Genomic DNA, 21809 nt, shown 5'->3' with positions numbered 1-21809 from the left:
AAAAATCGCAAAACTAAAAATATAAACAGAAAAGAGAAACATCATGAAAAAATCAATCAAGAAGATCTTGTCCTTTTTAGCAGTTGCGGGAATTGGCGCCAGCCTGGCCGCTTGCTCCTCATCTTCCAGCTCATCCTCAAGTTCTTCTTCCTACCAGTCAGAACTGACCAGCAAGGGGACTTTGACGATCGGTCTGGAAGGCACTTATGCCCCATATTCTTACCGGAAGAGCGGCAAGCTGACCGGTTTTGAAGTCGACTTAGGCAAGGCCGTTGCTAAAAAGCTGGGCTTAAAAGCCAAGTTTGTTCCAACCAAGTGGGATTCCTTGATCGCCGGCCTGGGCTCTAGCAAGTACGATGTAGTTTTGAACAACATCACTCAAACACCAGAACGCAAGAAGGTCTACAATTTCTCTGACCCTTACATTTATTCCCGCTACGCCTTGATCACCAAAAAGTCCAGCAAGGTTACCAAGTTAAGCCAAATCCAAGGGAAAAAGTGGGCTGAAGGCACTGGGACCAACAACGCGGCCCTGGTTAAGAAGTACAAGGGGACCATCGTTCCTTCTGGGGATTTTTCAACCAGTCTGTCCTTAGTCCGCCAAGGCCGCGTGGACGGGACAATCAATGCCGCTGAAGCCTGGTATGCGTATGCCAAGGACAACAACACCAAGGACTTAAAGATGACCGACTTGTCCAAGCAAGTTGATCCAGTTAAGGTTTCCGCTCTTTTCAACAAGAAGAACACCAAGCTTTTGGCCAAGTTCAACAAGGCCTTAGCCGAAGTCAGAAAAGAAGGCACTTTGAAGAAGCTCTCCATCAAGTACTTTGGGGCTGATATCACTAAGAGCAACTAAGCTTCAAGCAAAAAATGAAGACAAAACATACTAACCTAGTGTTGGATGATTACTCGACGGAGTAGTCGTTCAACACTTTTTCTTTTACTATGTAAAGTGGAGATGAAGCCAATGCCGTTCCTTTTCTGGACACACGATGTCGTAGGCAAAACGGGCAGCTTCACCATTCAATTGTGAATCTCGTCTAAGTATGTTGGCTGTTAAAGTCCTGTTGAGAAAATTAGATCTGATTGGATTAGGTGAAGGTAGCTCATCTCCGAGTAAAGCGGAGGTTTATTCTTATGGATTTATTGAAAACTGTTTTCGGTATTGATGTTAGCAGCCGAAAGTCTAACGTATGCATTATGGTCAATGGCCAAAAAGTTAATGACTATGCCATCTCCAACGATATGGTAGGCTTCAATCAGCTGCTAGGTGACCTTAAGCAGGTTACTAACCCACAGATTATCTTTGAAGCAACTGGCGTCTATTCCAGAAGACTCCAGGCATTCTTGGACATACACGAATTGCGCTATGTCATGATGAATCCGCTAGAAGCCAAAAGAAAGACAAAGGATGACCTGCACCAGAACAAGACCGATAAGCTTGATGCCTTGTACCTTGCCAAGCTGCAATCTGAGCACCCACAGCGGCTGGCCTACGTTCAAAGCGAAGAATATCAAGAATTGATGGCCAATAACCGTATCTATGAGCAGGCTTCGCACGATCTGATAACCAACAGGAATAGACTGCACAAAGCCATTCAGCTCACTTTCCCAGAGATTGAGCACTTAATGGTTAATCCGAGAGGGAAAAACTACTGGAGTATTGTCCTCAGATTCCCACACCCAGATATCGTACTAGAAACAAAAGAAGTCGATATCATCGACTTCTTAAAGGGCTTAACCGGTATTGGTAAAAAACGCGCTAACGACATAGCGCAAAGTCTTATTCGGTTGGCTAAAGTCGCATGCCCAGCTGTCAAAAAGAACAGTGCTCATATTCGTGGCCTCAAAATGGCTATTAACAACATTCTGAGCGCTGAAGAAGAGTGCCAGACTGCTTTACAGGAGATGGCTAAGCTGGCTCCTAAACGGGATCTGGAGATCCTCACAAGCATTCCAGGCATCGGCGAAAACACTGCTCTAAGAATCATTAGTGAGCTTGGGGATATCAGACGCTTTAACAACCCTAGCCAATTAAATGCCTTCGTTGGTGTTGATCCTCAAGTTTATGAATCTGGCAATCTCACGGCCCACCTGTCAATTTCAAAGCGTGGGACAGCTATTGGCAGAAAGGTGCTGTACTTGGCCATAAACCAAATTCAGTCGGCTAAGAAAGCGGGAAACCCTTGTCATATTGCGGATTATTACGAGAAACGAAAACGGTCTTCTGAGACTGCAAGTCACAAGAAGGCCGCTATCGCATCGATCCATAAATTATTACGGACGATCTTCGCTTTAATTAAGAATGATCAATTGTATAGCTATGACGTAGCCAAACATAACCAAAGACTTTTGTCATAAAAATTGATCCAATAGATATTATAACAGCCTCTTTTTTGAAATTACAGAAGGTGGCTGTATTTATCATGCCCTAAATCAGATATTTAACTCGATTCTCCGGGAACCATTTCCCGATTAGGCCCTTATTTCAAAATAAAATTGCTAAAATCGTTGATAACACTTGACTTAGAGTAGAAAAGAAAAGGAGTCAGTTCCGGTTTGGAACTGGCTCCTTTTAGATGCAGAGAATTATATGGGATAGTGTGCTTTAAGCGTGGAATTCGATTACTACGCAGACCATAGCATTGCTGCCGCTGCTGTAGTGGCCTACGCCGATGTAGGCGGTGTGGTTGCCAGATACGAGATCAAGGCTTTTTACCGGATCAGCGACTTGTCAGCAAAAGAGCTGAATCAGCGCTTCAAGAGTGCCTTCTTTTGCTTAGCGGAATACTTCATCCAGACCAATGCTGTCGGAGACGCATGCCTTTGACGAGTTAATCAAGGAATTGGAAAAAAGAGATAAGAACTAGGTGACTACCATGACTGAAGTAATGCCACAATTTATCTAGGTCAAGCTTGACCGGGCCAAGAAGGAAACGACTGAAGAAGTGACTGAAGAAGTGACTAAAGAAACGACTGAGAAGGTGACTAGAGATTACTTGCTCAACATTCTCAACACCACTAACTTTACTCTGGATAGAGCCATGGACCTCTTGGGCATCCCCGAAGCAGACCGCCCTATGTACAAAGACCTGCTCAAGAAAAAGTAAGCAGCAAAAAAGCGGACAAGGCAAACTTGTCCGCTTTTCTTACGCTTTAATTTTATAATTCATCGCCGTTTGAAGCGATAACCTTTTGGTACCAGTAGTATGAATCCTTAGGCAGGCGCTTAAGCGTACCTTCGCCCTTGTCATCACGGTCAACGTAGATGAAGCCATACCGCTTGGACATTTGACCAGTTCCGGCAGAAACGCAGTCAATGCAGCCCCAAGTCGTGTAGGCACGCAGGTCAACCCCATGTTCAACTGCCTTGTCCATCGCCTTGATGTGCTTTCTCAAGTAGTCAATCCGGTAATCGTCATGAACAGTACCATCTTCTAGCTTATCAACGGCACCAAGACCATTTTCCACCACCATCATTGGGATGCCATAACGGTCATACATCTTTTCCAAGTACAGTTGCAAGCCGTCTGGGTCAGTTGACCAGCCCCATTCAGAGTATTCAAGATATGGGTTCTTAGCGCCGGCAGCGAAGTTGCCCTTAGCCTTTTCACCAACATCATGGGTGGTAACCATGTTTGACATGTAGTATGAGAAGGTGTACATGTCAACTTTACCTTCCTTCATGACTTCAAGGTCGCCATCTTCAATCTTCAAATGAACATTGTGTTCATCCCATAAGCGCTTGGCAAAACTTGGATACTCACCCTTAGCTTGCGCGTCAGCACAGTAAAGCTGGCTCAATTCTTCTTCATAGCGAGCAGCCAAAGCATCCTTTGGATCAGGGGTGCCTGGGTAGTAAACAGAACCGGCAATCATGTTCCCGATCATGAAGTCTGGGTTGATCTTGTGGCCTACAACAACTGCCTTAGCAGAAGCAACGAATTGGTGGTGCAGCTTTTGGTAAGCCTTTTGGTAATCTGCATCAGATACCTTGCCATCACCCACCAGCTTCAAGAACATCAAGGATGAGTTGATTTCGTTGAAGGTCAGCCAGTATTTAACCAGGTCCTTGTATTCCTTGAACAAGGTCGTCGCGTACTTAACGTAGAGGTCAATCATCTTACGGTCTTGCCAGTCGTTGTACTTTTCGCCTAAAGCCAATGGGTCTTCATAGTGGGAAATCGTAACTAATGGTTCAATCCCATTCTTCTTCAGTTCTTCAAAGACTCTGCGGTAGAAGTCCAGCCCTTCCTGGTTTGGCTTGTCTTCTTCACCGGTTGGGAAAATCCGCGTCCAGGCAATGGAAGTCCTGAATACCTTAAAGCCCATGTCCGCGAACATCTTGATGTCTTCCTTGTAATGATGGTAAAAATCGATTGCTACATGGTTCGGGTAGTATTCATTGTCAAAAATCTTCCCCTTAGCGCCCTTTGGCAAGGAGCTGGCGAACATCCCAGCTACTTTGCCATCCTTGCCATCCAAAGTGTAAGTCAGATAACGCGGACTTTCCAAAGAGCCGGCCGTGGTAATGTCAGTCACTGACAAGCCCTTGCCGCCTTCGTTGTATCCACCTTCAACTTGGTTAGCAGCTACGGCGCCGCCCCACAAAAAGTCTTTTCTAAAATGAGCCATTATTTTTCCTCCTAAATTGTAAGTTCAGGTTTATTCGTCTAAATCAGTTGTAGCAGCAAGCTATTTGCTCTTACAAACAGTATGGTATCATATAGGAAAGCGATTACTCCCCATTTCTTAAAGCACTTAGGGACAATTCATAAAGGAGAAAAGGACATGCCCATTGCTTACGAAGAGATCGACAATCTCGCCCGCCTCCCCTTCAAATTTTTCAAAAGATCAAATTACGCTCCTAAAGCCCCCACCCACTGGCATACCGGAATCGAAATCGACTATTTGGTATCTGGGGAAGACTTCAAGGTTGTCATTGCTGGCCAGACCCACCATTACAATTCCGGCGATATCTGGGCTATTGACCGCTCACAGATTCATGCCGCGACGGGGCACAAAGACCGGTATTATTATGTGATGGGACTGATTATTGACAATAATTTTTTAGAAAAAGAATATCCTTCCAGTAAAAATTGGCGGATCAAGATGGACCATATCAGCCGCGATACAGCCAGCTACCGGCAGTTAAGAAAAAATCTGATTACCATCGCTGAACTCGTCGACCAGCCGATCAGTGACAGTATCCGCTTTTTAATTTTGAGCGAATTTTTTCAAATGATTGCCCTGATCGACAGCGAATATACTGAAAAAACTGCCGTCACAACGCCGCCAGACCAATCTTTGGCTGACACGGTGATCGCCTACATCGCCAACAACTCTTCCACCAATATCACGGCACAAAGCATTGCTGAACATTTTAGAATTTCACAAGTGACTTTAAATAAAGAATTGAGCCAAGTGACTAAACTTCCTTTAGGCAAATACTTAAAACAAGTCCGGCTCATGCACGCCAGATACCTCTTGCTGAGTACAAACTATTCCGTCGCCTACATTGCCAATTACTGCGGCTTTTCTTCAGCCAAAGTTTTAGAACGTAATTTTAAAGCCTGGAAAAAAATGACCCCCAGCCAATATCGCAAAGCTTTTAGCAAATATTTCAATGAATAAAAAAACGGACAAGCCAAACTTGCCCGCTTTTTTCGTTTAACCTGCAGTATTACTCAAATGAATCTCCCGGTCAAATAACTGCCGCATCTCTTCAGTCAAGTTGTGCGCGATAAAAACAATCGTTGCATCGGTTTGCAACAGATTCTGCAGAATTTCCAAGCCATTGTGTGCATCGATGGCTGAAGTGCCTTCATCAATGAAAATCAGCTGACTATCATGGATCTGTGCTCTGGCCAAAACCACTTTTTGCCGCTGGCCGCCAGACAGGGCATGCTTGCCTTGATCGAGTTCCGTATCTACTCCTGCCGGGAATTTAGCCAGATCTTTTCCCAAATTCACCTGCTTAACAAAATGCATTACCCGGTCATTCAGCTTGGAGTTAAACATTGTAATGTTTTCCTTGATTGTACCTGGAAAGAGAACCGGATCTTGCGGAACATAACCAATTTGAGACAGGTCTGGCCGCTCAATTTCTTGCCCGGCTTCGTTTTTAAAACAAATCTTTCCAGTCGCCAATGGCAACTCCTGCAGGATCAGCTTAAAAAGCGTAGGCTTTCCAGTCCCGCTGTCACCTGACAATAAGATTTTTTCTCCCCGCTTGATTTGAAAATCCGGATAAGTGATTTTTTCCTCATTACTAAAAGCTACAGACAAGGCTTGAACTGACAATGACTGAAATTGGTCCAAACTTTCTGTCTTTTCTAAGTGGTCGGTCTGAACTGCAAGCTGCTTTCTGAGCTTGGCGTTTAAAGTCTTGCTTGACTGCAAAATAGTATATTGGTTGACCACAACCCCCAGTTCAGTAAAAATCGTGCTGGCAAAGTTGCCAATGCTAAAGAAAACACCAAAATTCATCCGGCCAGTAATAATCAAGACACCTGAAACGAGCAAAATTAAGGCCTGGGACAACACGTTTGCGGCATTGTTGACGCCGCTGGCAAATTGCATCCGGCCGGACCGTCTGACATTGGCATCTTCAAGTTGCCTTCCTTGAGCAGTCGTCACCGCCAAAAGCTTCTGCTTGACGTGGTATCTCTGCAAAACGCTCAAACCGCTAAACCATTTTTCCAGCATATCGAGATAACGCTTGTTTTCATTAGAAATATCATCCATAGCCTTTTGCAAAGCTGGAGATAAAAATCGAGGCATGAAAAACATCAACACTGCAAGAAGCAGAATTACCAGCAATAAAAGCCAGCTGTAGGTAAAGACGATGATTGAGGAAAGGACTACATCCAATCCACAAGCGGTAATTTTCAGCCATGGAGCCAGGAAATTTTCACCCAGCATGTTTAAATCTTGGATCAAACTGTTCTGAACGCTGGAAACTTTTGGTGCCTTGTTACCACTGTTGTAGATTTTTTCCACTTCAGCAAACCGAAGCTTGTGGAAATACTCCTGAGTCTGTTTATCATACAAGTAATTGGCTCTATAAGATAAGCTGCCGCTGATGAAATTAACCACAACATTGATCCCGATAATTGTCACGAAAAGCAGCAGGTTTCCTTTGCGCAAGCCGTCCCCCAGCAGCGTCAGCAAAGCATTGTTGCCGGCAAGAAGCGCGCTACCGCCAATAACTAAAAGAATGATCGCGATAAACCTAACCCGGTTACCCTTGATAAAATCTGAATAATGCAAAACACTCACAACCTTTTTAAAGAATCTCCCACGTTTCCGTGTGTTAAGTATATATTAAAAAATAAAAAAGTTAAGTGATTTTTTCATTTTTTACACAAAAAAACTACCTGGAAATAACCAGGTAGTTTCTCCAGCGGAGAAAATTCCACTTTTTTATTCGTATTCAATAGTTGCCGGCGGCTTGCTCGTCACGTCGTACAGTACGCGGTTAACCTGCTTGACTTCGTTGACGATCCGCACGGAGATCTTCTGCAGAACATCCCATGGAATCTGGGCAAAGTCAGCCGTCATCCCGTCAATTGACGTAACGGCCCGGATGCAGACAGCATAGTCGTAAGTCCGGCCGTCGCCCATGACCCCGACGCTCCGCATCCCTGGCAAAGCAACAAAGTATTGCCAAATGCTTTCCTGCAAGCCTGCATTCTTGACTTCTTCCCGCAAGATCGCGTCCGCGTCCCGGACGATCCGCAGCTTCTCTTCAGTGATCTCCCCGATTACCCGGATAGCCAGGCCAGGACCTGGGAACGGCTGCCGCCATACCAAGTCGTGTGGCAGACCCAGCTTTTCACCCAAGACCCGGACTTCGTCCTTGAACAATTGCCGCAGCGGTTCAATCAGCTTGAACTGCATGTCTTCCGGCAAGCCCCCGACATTGTGGTGGCTCTTGATCGTGTGGGCCGTGTCGGTCCCTGATTCAATCACGTCAGTGTACAAGGTCCCTTGGGCCAGGAACTTGGCGTCCTTGATCTTCTTGGCTTCATCGTTGAAGACCTGCACGAATTCGTTGCCGATGATCTTCCGCTTCTTTTCTGGGTCGGTTACCCCAGCCAGCTTGGACATGAAGCGGTCCTTAGCATCAACTCTGACGATGTTCACGCCCAGCCCTTCTTTAAGAGCGGCCATAACTTCATCGCTTTCGTTCTTTCTAAGCAGGCCGTGGTCGACAAAAATCGCCGTCAACTGGCTGCCGATTGCCTTGTGCAAAAGGGTAGCCGTAACACTGGAATCAACCCCGCCGGAGATCCCCAGGATCACATTGGCGTCGCCAACTTCTTCTCTGATTGAGTCAACAGACAGCTTAATAAAGTCATCCATGGTCCAGTTGTCCTTAGCCCCGCAGACGTCAAAGGCAAAACGGCGCAAGATGTCCAGGCCGTATTCTGAGTTGCGGACTTCAGCGTGGAACTGGATTGCGTAGAACTTCCGGTCTGGGTCAGCCATGGAAGCGATCGGGCAGTTCTTGCTTGAAGCCAGAACTTCAAAGCCTTCTGGCACCTTGGTTACCAGGTCACCGTGGCTCATCCAGACAACCTGCTTTTCTGGCAGGCCCTTGTAAAGCGGGCTGTCAGCTTCCTTGACTTCAATGTGGGCTGAGCCGTATTCAGCTTCCCCGGCCTTTTCAACCGTCCCGCCCAGCTTCTGGGTCATCAGTTGCATCCCGTAGCAGATACCCAAGATTGGAATCCCCAGTTCAAAAATTTCCGGATCAACGTCCAGGGCGTTTTCATCGTAAACTGAGTTCGGGCCGCCGGAGAAGATGATCCCCTTAGGAGCGATCTTCTTCACTTCTTCTGCCGTAATCGTGTGCGGCAAAAGTTCTGAATAGATGCCAAAGTCACGGATCCGGCGGGTAATCAATTGGTTGTACTGGCTGCCGAAGTCCAGGACGATGATCTTGTCAAAATTGCTTAAATCGATTTTTGCCATTAGAAGTCGATGCCTCCGTAGTTAGGTGCGGCCTTGCTCATCATCACGTCGTGCGGGTGGGATTCACGCAGGCCGGCGTTTGAAATGCGGACGAATTGGGCGGTTTCAATCAGCTTGTCGATGTTTTCAGCCCCGCAGTAGCCCATACCGGACCGCAGGCCCCCAAGGATCTGGTAAACAACGTTGCTTACCGTACCCTTGTAAGAAACAACAGCTTCGATGCCTTCTGGCACCAGCTTGTTGGCTTCGTTCACGCCGCCTTGGAAGTAGCGGTCGCTTGAGCCATGCTGCTGGGACATGGCGCCAACTGACCCCATGCCACGGTAAGACTTAACCAGACGGCCGTCAGAACCTTGCTGCACGTCCCCTGGAGCTTCTTCAGTACCTGACAGCATGGAGCCCAGCATAACAGCGTTGCCGCCAGCAGCCAAAGCCTTAACCACGTCACCTGAGTACTTGATCCCGCCATCAGCGATGATCGGCTTGCCAAATTCCCGGGCTACGTCAGCCGCATCGTAAATAGCAGTCAATTGCGGCACGCCGACACCGGCAACCACTCTGGTGGTGCAGATTGAGCCAGGTCCGATACCAACCTTGACTACGTCAACGCCGGCTTCAAACAAGGCCCGGGTACCTTCAGCAGTAGCCACGTTGCCGGCAATCAAAGTGTTGTGCGGGAAGTGGTCGCGGATTTCCTTGATCTTGCGCAAAACGCCGGCTGAGTGACCGTGAGCCGTGTCGATAACGATCGCGTCAGCACCGGCTTCAAACAGGGCTTCTGCTCTTTCAAAAGTGTCGCTGGTCACACCGACAGCAGCAGCTACCAAGAGCTTGCCATCCTTGTCAACAGCAGCGTGGGTGTCTTCGGCAGTTACCGGAGTGTTCTTAGCCAGACGGACTTCGTCAGCTTGCGCTTGAATTGAAAGGTTCTTGTGGACTACCCCAAGACCGCCCATCTTGGCCATGGCTGCCGCCATTCTGCCTTCGGTCACCGTGTCCATCCCAGCGGAGATCAAAGGAATGTTCAGCTTCAAGTTTGGTGCCAGCTGGGTTGACAAGTCGACTTCGTTCGGCAGAACGTGACTTTCAGCTGGAATCAAGAGCACGTCGTCAAAAGTAATACCTTCTTTAGCAAATTTGGTTTCCCACAAAGACATGATTTTATCCTTTCAAACAATCGTTGATACTTTTTAATTAATCAACTTTACACGTTTTTCGCCGCCAGGTCAACAAAAAGCGAATTATTCACTAATTCCTTTAATATTTTAGGACTTTTTGCGCCAGATTAGAAATTTTTCAGCGAATCTTATTGAATTAATTCGGTTTTTGCTGTAAGATTTAGCAATAACTTAACAAATGTTTCTGCTTATATATCGCTGCGATACGGGCAGCAGTCTCTACCCGGAGCCGTAAACTCCGGACTATAGGTAAAGAAGGGCCGGTATTGCCGGCGCGGCTTCTTTTGCCTAGCTTGGTAAAAGGAGCCTTTTTCTTTTCTCGGAAGGAGTCACATGGAACTTTTAGAAGAACGCATTAAGAAGGATGGCGTCGTTTTACCAGGCGACGTCTTGAAGGTCAACTCATTCTTGAACCACCAGATCGATCCCCAATTGATGATGACCCTGGGCCAGGAATTCGCCCGCCTCTTCAAGGATGCTGGCGTCACCCGGGTCCTTACCGCTGAAGCCAGCGGGATCGCTCCCGGCATCATGGCCGCCTATTGCCTGGGCGTGCCGATGGTCTTTGCCAGAAAGAAGAAGCCTTCAACAGTCACTGACGCCGTCTACACCGCGGAAGTCTTCTCCTACACCAAGCAAGTGACCAACACCATTTCTGTTGAAGCCAAGTTCCTTGATGCCAATGACCGCATCTTAGTCATCGATGACTTCCTGGCCAACGGCGAAGCAGCCAAGGGCCTGATCTCCCTGGCTGAACAAGCCGGCTCTGAAGTAGTCGGCGTGGGCGTTGTCGTGGAGAAGGCCTTCCAGGGCGGCCACGACTGGCTGGTTAACCATGGCTACCACCTGGAAGCTTTGGCCAGCATCAAGGAATTCGCCGACGGGCAAGTTATCTTCAATTAATCTTTGACAGTAGGAGTTATCTACTAAAAATGGATCAAACACAAGAACCTTCACAAGGCCGCTCTTTTGTCCTGGGCCTGCAGCACCTTTTGGCCATGTACTCCGGGGCCGTGGCGGTCCCGATCTTGATCGGCAATGCCCTGCACTTTAACTCAGAGCAATTGACCTACCTGGTTTCCATCGACATCTTCATGTGCGGCCTGGCCACCCTCTTGCAGCTATTGCGCAACCGCTACTTCGGGATCGGCCTGCCAGTCGTTTTAGGCTGCGCCATCCAGGCTGTTGCTCCTTTGGAAATGATCGGTCAGAAATACTCCATCGGCACCATGTACGGATCAATCATCGTGGCCGGGGTCTTCGTCTTCCTCATCGCCGGAGTCTTTTCCAAAATCAAAAAGCTCTTCCCGCCAGTTGTCACCGGGACCTTGATCACCACTATCGGCTTGACCTTGATCCCGGTCGGCATCCAGAACCTGGGCGGCGGGTCAGCCACTGCCAAGGACTTCGGTGACCCGAAGAACCTCCTGGTCGGCTGCGTCACCATCTTAGTGATCGTGGCTCTGCAAGCCTTCGCCAAGGGCTTCATTGCCTCAATCTCCATCTTGATCGGCCTCATCGTCGGCACTCTCCTGGCCGCCTGCCTGGGTATGGTTTCTTTGACCCCAGTTTCTGAAGCTGCCTGGCTGCACTTCCCGCAATTCTTCTATTTCGGCTTGCCAAAGTTTGAATGGTCATCCAGCTTGACTATGATGATCATCGCCCTGGTCTCCATGGTTGAATCAACCGGCGTCTTCTTCGCCTTAGGCGACCTCTTGGGCAAGGACATCACGGAAGATGACCTCAAGCGGGGCTACCGGGCTGAAGGGCTGGCCCAGATTTTCGGTGGTCTCTTCAACACCTTCCCTTACACCACATTCTCCCAGAACGTCGGCCTCCTGCAATTGTCCGGCATCCGGTCCAAGCGGCCGATCTACTGGGCAGCCGGCCTCTTGATGGCCATGGGCCTTCTGCCAAAAGTCGGTGCCCTGGTCACCATCATGCCAACGGCGGTTTTAGGCGGGGCCATGGTGGTCATGTTCTCCTCCATCGCCGTACAAGGGATCAAGATGCTACTCAAGGTCGACTTCAGCGACAACAATAACCTCTTGATCGTGGCCATCTCCCTGGGCCTGGGCTTAGGCGTTTCCGTCTACCCAACCATCTTTCAGGCTCTGCCAAGTGAACTGCAGCTTTTCCTAGAAAACGGGATCGTCATCGCCTCAATCTCTTCCGTCCTTTTGAACTTGATCTTCAAGGGCAAAAAAGGACTGGACGAAAAATAACTTTTGCAATTAAACACAGATAAATCTCAGAAGCCTCCTTTACCATGAAGCGGGGCTTCTTTTTTGTCCTTAATCACTTAAAAGCAGGACGCAGCGCAAGTCGTCTAGCGCAATGACGTGTTCGCCAATCACCACCTTGTCTTCCGCGTAGCCCTGGACAAAGCCATCCACTTCCTTCAGCTGGACGGCCACCGGCCGCTGGTTGCCAAAAGCTCTGCTCCCAGCACTTTTCCGCACTCTTCCCGGCTCATTTCCGCCCGGTCGGGCACGCTTTTCTGCCTTGTCTCTTTATTGATCATGGCCGTGTGGTCGCTTAGGAAAAAGCCCGCCCACTTCTTCATCCCCCGGTCTTGATAATGGGCGAAAAAATCCGTCACCCGTTGGTCAAACTCCTTACTCATAGGCGTTGCCTCCATTGTGGCCGCCGACCAAGCGGCTTCTGGCAATTGCCGTGGCCCCTGGCAAAAGGCTGGAGGCTCTGACGACACTGGCAAAACCATACTTCTTCCGTAATTTGTCGACCACCTAATCCCGCTTCTGCTGCTTGATCTGCTCGGCTGGCGGCAGGAAGAAGGTCAGCTGCTGGCAGCCGGCCGGCGCTAAATTGCTGTAGGTCACTCCCAGCCGTCTGACCGCCTGCCCCCGCCACTTTCTTCTGAAAAGGGCCCGGATTCTGGCCGCGACCTGGTCGCCGATTTCCTGAATAACTATCTCAATTTCCCGCTGGTCTTCATAGTCCCGGCTTAAGATTTGGGAGTTTCCGTAGCTTTTGCTTTTGGGCCGGTACTTCTGCTTGATGATGCTCCGGTCCACTCCCCAGCTCATGGCAAAAAGCTGGTCGCCGATCACTCCGAACTCCTTCTTCAAAATAGCCAGATCGCTGTGGGCCAGGTCATACATGTTGTTGATCCCCAGCCGGCGCAGGCGGTTGGCCGTCTTGACATTGATCCCCCAAACGTCTTCCAGCTTGGGAATCTTCCAGATAGTATCGGGCACGTCAATATAGTGCCAGCAAGCAATCATCGAAGTCCGGTGCTTGGCGGAAATGTCCATGGCCAGCTTGGCCAAAAGGGGGTTCTCCCCAATCCCGCAAGCCCAGGCTGTCGTGAATATCTTTTTGAATCTTCCGGGCCACCAGATAAGAGTCATCCCCAAACAAGTGCCAGGACTCAGTCATATCGATCATGCTTTCATCGATCGAATAGACATGGATATCCTCATCCACCGCGTACTTGCGGAAAATCTGCAAAACCTCCATGCTGCGCTTGATGTAAAGATACATATGCGGCTCAACCAGCATTAGGTCCGGGGCCTGGTCTTTAGGCGGTAAGTCTCTGGCCCGCATGACATTGCTCAGGCCGTACTTTTTCTTGGCCAAAGGCGAGGCAGCCATAATCAAGCCTGACCCCCAGTCAGTCCCCACCTGCTGGGACACGACGGCTAAAGCGACTTCCATTGGGTTCAGGCCCAGGCGCAGGGCCTCGCAGGAGGCATAGAAAGATTTGCTGTCGATCATGAAAATAACCCGGTGGGGCTCATAGCGGTAATCGTACATCAAAATCCACTTCTTTCTTGAACATTCGTTCTAATAAATTATATCGAACCTTCGTTCTAAAAAGTAGGCAAACAGAAAATAAAAGCAAAAATAAAAAGAGGCCTCAGCCTCTTTTTACAAAATTCAGTTTAATAGTCGCCGTTCATGATCGTGTTCTTAACGATCACGTAGTCGACCCGCTTGATTGATTCCAGGTCCCGGCCACCGGCGTAAGAGATGGAAGACTGCAGGTCTTCCTTCATTTCTTCCAAGGTGTCAGCGATGCTGCCCCGGTAAGGGACCAGCATCTGCTTGCCTTCAACGTTGCGATAGGCGCCCTTTTGCACTTCACTGGCTGAACCCCAGTACTGCTTGTAAGTCTTGCCGTCGATCTTAATCACGTTGCCCGGGGATTCTTCATGCCCGGCCAGCATTGACCCGATCATGACCATGCTGGCTCCGAAGCGGACAGACTTGGCGATATCACCGTTGTGGCGGATCCCCCCGTCAGTGATCAAAGGCTTTCTGGCCACCTTGCTGCACATTCTGAGGGCAGCCAGCTGCCAGCCGCCAGTCCCGAAACCGGTCTTGAGCTTGGTGATGCAGGCCTTGCCCGGGCCAACCCCCACCTTGGTAGCGTCCGCGCCGGCATTTTCCAGTTCCCGGACGGCTTCCGGCGTTGCCACGTTGCCGGCCGTCAAGAAGGTGTCCGGCATTTTTTCCTTAATGTACTTGATCATGTCGATCACGTAGACTGAGTGCCCGTGGGCCACGTCGATCGTGGTGTATTCCGGGATCAAGTCCTTTTCCACCAGTTCGTCGATGAAGTCATATTCATCGTCTTTGATGCCGACAGAAATCGATGCAAAAAGTCCCTTCTCATGCATCATCTTGATGAAGTCGGCCCGCTTTTCGGGCTGGAAGCGGTGCATGACATAGTAATAGCCATTTTGGGCCAGCCAGACCGCCAGCTTTTCGTCAATGACGCTTTCCATATTGGCGGGAACGACTGGGATCTTGAAAGTTCGGTTTCCAAACTTGACGCTCGTGTCACATTCCTTCCGGCTCTTCACGATGGCCTTGTTGGGCACCAGTTGGATATCATCATAGTCAAAAGCTTCCATGCTGAAATAATTGTTCATTTTTTGCCAGCTCCTTTTTTAAAGTACCTTTGATACTTTACTGACATTTCCCATAAAAGTCAAGGTTTATTCGAACTATTCACGAACGTTCTAAAAATATTATTCGGATTTCCTGTTGACTAATTGCCCGGCAAATGCTAACCTTTCTAACGTAAGTTCTATGAAATATTTTTTGAGGTGAAAAAATGACATCAATCGCAGTTGTCGGCAGCCAATGGGGCGACGAAGGCAAGGGTAAGATTACAGACTTTTTAGGGACGACGGCAGACCTGTCAGTTCGCGCTAACGGCGGTAACAACGCTGGCCACACGATCGACTTTGACGGCAAGGAATTCAAGATGCGCTTGATTCCATCTGGGATCTTCGCGGCTAAATTGGGCGCCGTGATCGGCAACGGGGTGGTTATCAACCCTAAAGTCCTCCTGGGCGAACTGAACAACTTGGAAAAGAGCGGGATCGACACAAGCAACTTGAAGATCTCCAACCGCGCTCACGTCATCATGCCTTACCACGTAATGCAAGACACTTATGAAGAAGAAGCCAAGGGCAACCTGAAGGTCGGCACCACCAAGAACGGGATCGGGCCAACTTACATGGACAAGGCTTCCAGAATCGGCATCCGGGTCTGCGACCTGATCGATCCGGAAACTTTTGCGGAAAAGCTCCGCTTCAACCTGAAAAGCAAGAACGCCCTCTTCACCAAGGTTTACGGCAAGCCAGCCATGGACTTTGACGAAATCTACAACAAGTACGTTGAATACGGCAAGCGGATCGCCAAGTACGTTTGTGACACTTCCCTCTACGTCAACGACGCTCTGGACAGGGACGAAAAGGTCCTCTTTGAAGGTGCCCAAGGGATCATGCTGGACATCGACCAGGGTACCTACCCATTCGTAAGTTCTTCTAACTCAGTTTCCGGCGGGATCGCTTCCGGCAGCGGGATCGGGGCTAACCAGATCAAGACTGTCCTGGGCATCTGCAAGGCCTACACTACCAGAGTTGGTGCCGGCCCATTCCCAACTGAACTGCACGATGAAACCGGCGACAAGATCCGGGACATCGCCCACGAATACGGTACTGTTACTGGCCGTCCGCGCCGGGTTGGCTGGTTTGACTCAGTTGCCCTCCGTCACGCTAAGCGCGTAGCCGGGATCAACGCCTTGAGCTTGAACCTGCTGGACGTCTTCAGCGGCTTTGACAAGATCAAGATCTGCGTGGCCTACGACTTAAACGGCAAGCAAATTGACTACTACCCAGCCAGCTTGAAGGAAGTTGAAGCCTGCCAGCCAGTTTACGAAGAACTGCCAGCCTGGGAAGAAGACATCACCGGCGCCAAGAGCTGGGAAGACCTGCCAGAAAAGGCCCAGGCCTTCGTCAAGCGGATCAGTGAAATCACTGGCATACCTGTCGTGACTGTTTCTGTCGGCCCAGACCGGGAACAAACCATCGTTTTGCAAGACCCATGGACTCTGTAAGACGGTAAAAAAGCTATCAACACAAAAACCGTTTCGCCTGGCGAAACGGTTTTTCTTGTCTTTATATTTTCTTCTGCTGTTTACTACTTGACCGACAAAATGGTCACTTCATAGTCCCCCATTGGGGCTTCAACCGTCACCCGGTCTCCGGCCTTGTGCTTCATCAAAGCGTGGCCCAAAGGCGAGTCAAAGGGCAGTTTTCCATCCCCTACGGCCTCTTCCATCCGGCCGACGATCCGGTATTCTTCAACCTCCTGGTCGTCTTCATAGCGGATTTCCACCTGCTTGCCCAGGTTGACCTTACCGTCGTTGACCGTTTCGATGACTTCCGCGTATTTCAGCTGCTTGTTCAAGTAGCGGACCCGGCTGTCCAGGTGGCGGAGTTCCCTTTTAGCGGTTGAATATTCAGTGTTTTCGGACAAGTCGCCCAAGGCACGAGCTTCCTTCAGGTTCTGCACCCGGCGGGGCCGGTCAGCCTTCAAGGCCGCGATCTCGTCTTCAATCTGCTTGTAGCCCTCGGGAGTCATTTTCTGATAATATACCATACTTACCAGTCGCCTTTCACTTCCATTTTTTAATCATTATAGCCCGCCCAGGTCTTTTTGCCAAAGATTTTATTTAGCAGTCAAAAAACTGAGTGCTAATTACGCCATTTTTCCTAAAAGGGACTATAATATAGTTGTCGGGAAAGAAAGCGGCTTCGCCGCTTCTCTCCCCGCCTCTATTTGTAAAAAGCGATTTGCATAATTTGGTGAAGGGAAGTTTTAGACTATGACTAATGATTTAATGAACCGTTACAACGACTTGTTCGATCACATGGGCGACTGGCTCGACAAATTGGACAGCCACGCTTTCAGAAACATTTTGCAATCAGACGTTGCTGAAGATGAGCACGAATACACCGTCAAGATCGACGTGCCGGGGATGAGCAAGGATGACATCCACCTCTCCTACACTGACGGGATTTTGACGATTTCCGCCCACCGTAGCACTTTCAAGGATGACAGCGACAAGAAGAAGAACCTCTTGCGCCAGGAACGCAGCGAAGGGTCAGTTTCCAGAAGCTTCAGCCTGCCGAACGTTGACAAGAAAGGCATTAGCGCCAAGCTTGACGGGGGTGTTTTGACGGTTACCCTGCCAAAGGTAGCTCCAGAAGAAAACGCAGACACGATTACTATCGAATAAGCCCAGAGTGCTTAGAGAAGCCCGCTAGGGCTTCTTTTTTTGCCCTCTTTAGCGTAAGATTATTCTATAATCATCTATTGCTAAGGGAGATTTTTCATGACACACGAATTAAACCCCCAGCTGCTGGAATCCTTCAGCCGGGACTTCAACGCTGATCCTAAAAATCAAGTAATTTCTCGGGCCGCCAGACGCAGCGGCCTCTTGGACGCCGCCTACAACCCGGCCGTCAGCCAGCGGCTGAACCGGACTTTTTCCATCGAGCTGGACACTGACAATGTCACCAACCAGCAGCAATCCGGCCGCTGCTGGCTCTTTTCAACCTTGAACGTGGTCCGGCACAATTTTGGCAAGGCCAACAAGGCTAAGAACTTCACCTTCTCCCAGAGCTACAACTTCTTCTGGGACAAGATTGAACGGGCCAACTACTTCTACGACCGGATCATTGCCACGGCTGACCGGCCTTTGGCTGACCGGACGGTCCGCGGCTACTTTGACTGGTGCCAGACCGACGGCGGCCAGTGGCACATGGCGGCTTCCCTCATCGCCAAATACGGGGTAGTACCGGCTTACGCCATGCCGGAAAGCTTCAACAGCAACCACAGCCAGGCTTTGGACATGGTTTTGGCTGACAAGGAAAGAAAAGACGCCTTGACCCTGCGCCAGCTGGCGCAAGCAGGCGACCAGGAAGGGCTGGAGGCAGCCCGGACCGACTTTTTAAGCCAGATCTACCGGATCATGGCTACGGCCTTGGGTGAACCGCCAAAGACTTTTGACCTGGAATTCAGAGACGACGACAAGAACTACCACTTGGACAAGGGATTGACTCCGGTCCAGTTCTACAAAAAGTACTGCGCGACCGATCTGGACGACTATGTGGTTTTGGCTAATGCCCCAGACCATGAAATGAACCGGGTCTTGCACCTGGGCTTTGAAGACAACATTAAGGGCGGCTACCCTAACCTCTTCATCAACGTGCCGATGGAATATCTGGAAGACGCGGCGATTGCCCAGCTGAAGGACGGAGAAGCTGTTTGGTTCGGCAATGATGTTGGCCGGCAGATGGACCGCAAGACCGGCTTCATGGACCTGGATCTCTACCAGCTGGACCAGCTTTTGGACATCGACAGCCACTTATCCAAGGCTGACCGCCTAGCTACCGGGATCGGAGAATCTTCCCACGACATGGCACTGGTCGGCGTTGACGTGGACGGCGGTCAAGTCCGGCAATGGAAGGTGGAAAACTCATGGGGCGACAAGTCCGGGGAAAAGGGCTACTTCACCATGAGCGCTGACTGGTTCAGAGAATACACCTACGAGGTCGCCGTGCAAAAGAAGCACGTACCGGCTGAAATCCTGGACCTGCTCAAAAAACAGCCGATCGAACTTGATCCTTGGGATTCCTTAATTTAAGCAGGTATGTTAACATTGACTTATTAATATTAAAACAAAAGGAGAAAAAAATATGAGTCATGAATTAACTCTGCAGGAATTGGCGGAATTCAGCGCCAATTTCAATGTTGACCCGAAGAACCAAGTCATCGCCCGCGCTGCAGCCAGAAGCGGGGTTCTGGAAGCTTCCTACAACGAACGCGTGGCTGGCCGCCTAACCCGGGTCTTTTCAACTGAATTGCCAACGGACAACGTCACCAACCAAAAGCAGTCCGGCCGCTGCTGGCTCTTCTCAACCTTGAACGTCTTGCGCCACGACTTCGGCGCCAAGCATAAGGCCAAGAACTTTACCCTGTCCCAAAGCTACAACTTCTTCTGGGACAAGCTGGAAAGAGCCAACCTTTTCTATGAAAAAGTGATCGAAACCGCTGATAAGCCATTAGACGACCGGGAAGTCCGCAGCTACTTCGACTTCGCCGGCCACGACGGCGGCCAATGGCACATGGCCATCTCTTTGGTCAAGAAGTATGGTGTCGTGCCAAGCTACGTTATGCCTGAAAGCTTCAACACTTCCGCTACTAACGGTTTGGCCAGCGCCCTGGCTGACAAGGAAAGAAAAGACGCCCTGGCCTTGCGCCGCCTGGCTCAAGCAGGTGACCAGGAAGGGCTGGAAAAGGCCCGCAAAACCTTCTTAAACGAAATCTACCGGATGGTTGCCATCGCCGTTGGTGAACCGCCAAAGACTTTTGACCTGGAATACAGAGACGACGACAAGAACTACCACCTAGAAAAGAACTTGACCCCAGTCTCCTTCTTCAACAAGTACTTTGACGTCGACCTGGACGACTACGTGGTCTTGACCAACGCCCCAGACCACGAATACGGCAAGCTCTACCACCTGGGCGCTGAAGACAACGTTAAGGGCGGCAGCCCGATCCTCTTCTTGAACGTGCCGATGGAATACCTGGAGCAAGCCGCTGTTGCCCAATTAAAGGACGGGGAAGCTGTCTGGTTCGGCAACGACGTCCTGCGGCAAATGGACCGCAAGACCGGCTACCTGGACACTGACCTCTACAAGCTGGAAGACCTCTTTGACGTTGACCTTAGCCTGTCCAAGGCTGACCGTCTGGCTACCGGCGCTGGTGAAGTTTCCCACGCCATGACCCTGGTCGGGGTTGATGAAGATAAGGGCGACATCCGCCAATGGAAGGTAGAAAACTCCTGGGGCGACAAGTCCGGGGAAAAGGGCTTCTTCGTCATGAGCCACAACTGGTTCAAGGAATACGTCTACGAAGTCGTTGTTCACAAGAAATACTTGACCAAGGACCAGCAAGAGTTGCTCTCTTCAACTCCTGTTGAACTTGCTCCTTGGGACTCATTAGCCTAATGGGTACGCTGATTATCGTCGGCTTGATCTCGCTCGTCATGCTGGGCCTGGTCATCGCCGCCCTTCACCGGGATTAAGCATGAAAAAAACCGCTCAAGTTCTCTAACAGAACTTGAGCGGTTTTTACTTTGGACTTAATCCTTGCTCTTAAACTGGTCGCCGGCTAAAGTCCGGTAGAACTCAGCGTGAGCCGCGTTGTAGTAAGGCACCAGCCAGAGGAAGCCGATCCCCAAGGACAGGCCGGCCAGAATGTTTCAGCCGATAAAGCTCAATTCGAAGAACGAAAAATAGACGAAACACAAAAAAGAGAGCTCGCTGGAGCTCTCTTTCTTTATTTGCTTTGTCAAACTACTTCTCGTAGCTTTGGGCAACCTTTTCGTAGTAGTCAACTTCATCGTCAGTACACTTAACAAAGTGGCCTGGACGGATTTCGTGCATGGACCGTTGATCGTCCTTACCGTCGCCTTCGAACTTGCCGTATTCGTAATCGATCCGCTTCCGGGACCGTTCGATTTCCGGGTCTGGTTGCGGCACGGCAGAGATCAAACTCTTGGTGTAGTCGTGCAGCGGGTGGTCGTAAACTTCATCAGCACTGCCGACTTCCAGCAGCTTACCGTAGTGCATAACCCCGATCCGGTCAGAGATGAACTTAACCATGGACAAGTCGTGGGCGATGAAGAGGTAAGTCAAGTCATGCTGCTTCTTCAAGTCGATCATCAAGTTGACAACCTGGGCTTGAATGGACACGTCCAAGGCTGAAATAGGTTCGTCGGCCACGATGAACTTCGGTTCAACGGCCAAAGCCCGGGCGATCCCGATTCTTTGCCGCTGACCACCGGAGAATTCGTGTGGGAAACGGGAAGCGTGGTTACGGTTCAAACCAACCGTTTCCAGCAGTTCTTCGACCCGCTTGCGCCGTTCTGCCTTGTCCTTAACCAAGTGGTGGATGTCCAGCCCTTCCGCGATAATGTCTTCAACCGTCATTCTTGGGTTAAGGGAAGCGTATGGGTCCTGGAAGATCATCTGCGCGTCGCGGCGGAAAGCCAATTGTTCGTCGCGGCCATGCAGCTTGGCCACATCCTTGCCTTCAAAGAGGACTTCACCGGACGTTGGCTTGTACAGCTGCAAAATTGACCGGCCAGTGGTGGTCTTACCAGAACCTGATTCACCAACCAGGCCGAAGACTTCACCTTCATAGATGTCGAAGCTGACGTCGTCGACACCCTTGGTGACGGTGCGTCCGTTCTTGAAGTATTGCTTCAAGTGCTTGACCTCTAAAATCTTTTTTCTTTCTTCTGGCATATTCTGCTTCTCC

General features: G+C 49.8%; 18 protein-coding genes, 2 pseudogenes and 1 riboswitch. Of the genes and pseudogenes, 11 read left to right on the top strand and 9 right to left on the bottom strand.

The features are described from left to right. Window positions 1-43 precede the first annotated feature (43 nt). From LJ046_RS03225 to LJ046_RS10135, 4 genes are all read left to right on the top strand, one after another. On the top strand, window positions 44-856 hold the full coding sequence (locus LJ046_RS03225) for a transporter substrate-binding domain-containing protein (RefSeq protein WP_002876658.1): 813 nt from the start codon (window positions 44-46) through the stop codon (window positions 854-856). 281 nt (window positions 857-1137) lie between these two features. Beyond that, the gene (locus LJ046_RS03220) at window positions 1138-2361 is read left to right on the top strand and encodes an IS110 family RNA-guided transposase (protein WP_072557701.1); all 1224 of its coding nucleotides are present in this window, start codon (window positions 1138-1140) and stop codon (window positions 2359-2361) included. A gap of 253 nt (window positions 2362-2614) precedes the next feature. Next, window positions 2615-2830, top strand: coding sequence for a hypothetical protein (locus LJ046_RS03215; RefSeq protein WP_002877258.1), 216 nt, complete (start codon window positions 2615-2617; stop codon window positions 2828-2830). Between the two features lie 118 nt (window positions 2831-2948). After that, entirely contained in the window at window positions 2949-3110 is a 162-nt protein-coding gene (locus LJ046_RS10135; protein ID WP_002877251.1) for a hypothetical protein, read from the top strand. 52 nt (window positions 3111-3162) lie between these two features. On the opposite strand, the gene LJ046_RS03210 is transcribed toward LJ046_RS10135, so the two are convergent. Further along, window positions 3163-4635 carry a glycoside hydrolase family 1 protein gene (locus tag LJ046_RS03210; RefSeq protein ID WP_002877249.1) on the bottom strand — a complete coding sequence of 491 codons (1473 nt, stop codon included), beginning with the start codon at window positions 4633-4635 and terminating at the stop codon, window positions 3163-3165. Window positions 4636-4791: 156 nt separating this feature from the next. Here LJ046_RS03210 and LJ046_RS03205 point away from each other — a divergent pair, with 156 nt between their 5' ends. Then, complete coding sequence (locus tag LJ046_RS03205; protein ID WP_002877248.1) at window positions 4792-5634, top strand: helix-turn-helix domain-containing protein; 843 nt, start codon at window positions 4792-4794, stop codon at window positions 5632-5634. Between the two features lie 36 nt (window positions 5635-5670). On the opposite strand, the gene LJ046_RS03200 is transcribed toward LJ046_RS03205, so the two are convergent. The 3 genes from LJ046_RS03200 to guaB form a co-directional block, all read right to left on the bottom strand. Beyond that, entirely contained in the window at window positions 5671-7281 is a 1611-nt protein-coding gene (locus LJ046_RS03200) for an ATP-binding cassette domain-containing protein (RefSeq protein WP_002877247.1), read from the bottom strand. Between the two features lie 144 nt (window positions 7282-7425). Next, window positions 7426-8979 (bottom strand): glutamine-hydrolyzing GMP synthase, encoded by a 1554-nt coding sequence (guaA, locus tag LJ046_RS03195; RefSeq protein WP_002877245.1) that lies wholly within the window; start codon window positions 8977-8979, stop codon window positions 7426-7428. Further along, window positions 8979-10136: an IMP dehydrogenase gene (gene guaB / locus LJ046_RS03190; RefSeq protein WP_002877243.1), complete on the bottom strand. Its 1158-nt coding sequence runs from the start codon at window positions 10134-10136 to the stop codon at window positions 8979-8981. The genes guaA and guaB overlap by 1 nt, the downstream gene beginning before the upstream one ends. A gap of 189 nt (window positions 10137-10325) precedes the next feature. Then, window positions 10326-10423, top strand: a riboswitch (purine riboswitch). A gap of 67 nt (window positions 10424-10490) precedes the next feature. Between guaB and LJ046_RS03185 the strand changes: the two genes are divergently transcribed. Together LJ046_RS03185 and LJ046_RS03180 are read left to right on the top strand one after the other, a co-directional pair. Continuing rightward, entirely contained in the window at window positions 10491-11060 is a 570-nt protein-coding gene (locus LJ046_RS03185) for a xanthine phosphoribosyltransferase (protein WP_002877242.1), read from the top strand. 29 nt (window positions 11061-11089) lie between these two features. Then, window positions 11090-12382, top strand: coding sequence for a nucleobase:cation symporter-2 family protein (locus tag LJ046_RS03180; protein WP_002877239.1), 1293 nt, complete (start codon window positions 11090-11092; stop codon window positions 12380-12382). A gap of 69 nt (window positions 12383-12451) precedes the next feature. Here the strand turns inward: LJ046_RS03180 and LJ046_RS03175 are convergent. The 3 genes and pseudogenes from LJ046_RS03175 to LJ046_RS03165 form a co-directional block, all read right to left on the bottom strand. Continuing rightward, window positions 12452-12783 (bottom strand): annotated as a pseudogene (locus tag LJ046_RS03175) (hypothetical protein). Continuing rightward, window positions 12776-13937 (bottom strand): annotated as a pseudogene (locus LJ046_RS03170) (Y-family DNA polymerase). The pseudogenes LJ046_RS03175 and LJ046_RS03170 overlap by 8 nt, the downstream one beginning before the upstream one ends. A 128-nt stretch (window positions 13938-14065) precedes the next feature. Next, complete coding sequence (locus LJ046_RS03165) at window positions 14066-15058, bottom strand: GMP reductase (protein ID WP_035176450.1); 993 nt, start codon at window positions 15056-15058, stop codon at window positions 14066-14068. A 185-nt stretch (window positions 15059-15243) separates the two neighbouring features. On the opposite strand from LJ046_RS03165, the gene LJ046_RS03160 reads away from it, so the two are divergent. Beyond that, on the top strand, window positions 15244-16533 hold the full coding sequence (locus LJ046_RS03160) for an adenylosuccinate synthase (protein ID WP_002877233.1): 1290 nt from the start codon (window positions 15244-15246) through the stop codon (window positions 16531-16533). 83 nt (window positions 16534-16616) lie between these two features. Here the strand turns inward: LJ046_RS03160 and greA are convergent, their stop codons facing one another. Continuing rightward, window positions 16617-17078 carry a transcription elongation factor GreA gene (gene greA, locus LJ046_RS03155; RefSeq protein WP_002877232.1) on the bottom strand — a complete coding sequence of 154 codons (462 nt, stop codon included), beginning with the start codon at window positions 17076-17078 and terminating at the stop codon, window positions 16617-16619. Between the two features lie 226 nt (window positions 17079-17304). Between greA and LJ046_RS03150 the strand changes: the two genes are divergently transcribed. From LJ046_RS03150 to LJ046_RS03140, 3 genes are all read left to right on the top strand, one after another. Beyond that, entirely contained in the window at window positions 17305-17718 is a 414-nt protein-coding gene (locus tag LJ046_RS03150) for an Hsp20/alpha crystallin family protein (RefSeq protein WP_002877230.1), read from the top strand. A gap of 96 nt (window positions 17719-17814) precedes the next feature. Continuing rightward, a complete protein-coding gene (locus tag LJ046_RS03145; protein ID WP_002877228.1) occupies window positions 17815-19128 on the top strand; it encodes a C1 family peptidase in 1314 nt (437 codons plus the stop codon). 52 nt (window positions 19129-19180) lie between these two features. Beyond that, the gene (locus LJ046_RS03140; RefSeq protein ID WP_002877226.1) at window positions 19181-20494 is read left to right on the top strand and encodes a C1 family peptidase; all 1314 of its coding nucleotides are present in this window, start codon (window positions 19181-19183) and stop codon (window positions 20492-20494) included. A gap of 348 nt (window positions 20495-20842) precedes the next feature. On the opposite strand, the gene LJ046_RS03130 is transcribed toward LJ046_RS03140, so the two are convergent. Further along, the gene (locus LJ046_RS03130; protein ID WP_002877224.1) at window positions 20843-21796 is read right to left on the bottom strand and encodes an ABC transporter ATP-binding protein; all 954 of its coding nucleotides are present in this window, start codon (window positions 21794-21796) and stop codon (window positions 20843-20845) included. Window positions 21797-21809 lie beyond the last annotated feature (13 nt).

The sequence above is a fragment of the Lactobacillus delbrueckii subsp. jakobsenii ZN7a-9 = DSM 26046 genome (genome assembly GCF_001888925.1).
In the GTDB taxonomy this organism is placed as follows: Bacteria; Bacillota; Bacilli; order Lactobacillales; family Lactobacillaceae; genus Lactobacillus; species Lactobacillus delbrueckii.
This window is presented reverse-complemented; position numbering and strand designations above follow the sequence as displayed.

Bases quoted from the DNA above. Each gene is read 5' to 3' on its own strand.
- LJ046_RS03225 (WP_002876658.1), top strand. From the start codon at position 44: ATGAAAAAATCAATCAAGAAGATCTTGTCCTTTTTAGCAGTTGCGGGA.
- LJ046_RS03220 (WP_072557701.1), top strand. From the start codon at position 1,138: ATGGATTTATTGAAAACTGTTTTCGGTATTGATGTTAGCAGCCGAAAG.
- LJ046_RS03210 (WP_002877249.1), bottom strand. From the start codon at position 4,635: ATGGCTCATTTTAGAAAAGACTTTTTGTGGGGCGGCGCCGTAGCTGCT.
- LJ046_RS03205 (WP_002877248.1), top strand. From the start codon at position 4,792: ATGCCCATTGCTTACGAAGAGATCGACAATCTCGCCCGCCTCCCCTTC.
- guaA (WP_002877245.1), bottom strand. From the start codon at position 8,979: ATGGCAAAAATCGATTTAAGCAATTTTGACAAGATCATCGTCCTGGAC.
- guaB (WP_002877243.1), bottom strand. From the start codon at position 10,136: ATGTCTTTGTGGGAAACCAAATTTGCTAAAGAAGGTATTACTTTTGAC.
- LJ046_RS03185 (WP_002877242.1), top strand. From the start codon at position 10,491: ATGGAACTTTTAGAAGAACGCATTAAGAAGGATGGCGTCGTTTTACCA.
- LJ046_RS03180 (WP_002877239.1), top strand. From the start codon at position 11,090: ATGGATCAAACACAAGAACCTTCACAAGGCCGCTCTTTTGTCCTGGGC.
- LJ046_RS03165 (WP_035176450.1), bottom strand. From the start codon at position 15,058: ATGAACAATTATTTCAGCATGGAAGCTTTTGACTATGATGATATCCAA.
- LJ046_RS03160 (WP_002877233.1), top strand. From the start codon at position 15,244: ATGACATCAATCGCAGTTGTCGGCAGCCAATGGGGCGACGAAGGCAAG.
- greA (WP_002877232.1), bottom strand. From the start codon at position 17,078: ATGGTATATTATCAGAAAATGACTCCCGAGGGCTACAAGCAGATTGAA.
- LJ046_RS03150 (WP_002877230.1), top strand. From the start codon at position 17,305: ATGACTAATGATTTAATGAACCGTTACAACGACTTGTTCGATCACATG.
- LJ046_RS03145 (WP_002877228.1), top strand. From the start codon at position 17,815: ATGACACACGAATTAAACCCCCAGCTGCTGGAATCCTTCAGCCGGGAC.
- LJ046_RS03140 (WP_002877226.1), top strand. From the start codon at position 19,181: ATGAGTCATGAATTAACTCTGCAGGAATTGGCGGAATTCAGCGCCAAT.
- LJ046_RS03130 (WP_002877224.1), bottom strand. From the start codon at position 21,796: ATGCCAGAAGAAAGAAAAAAGATTTTAGAGGTCAAGCACTTGAAGCAA.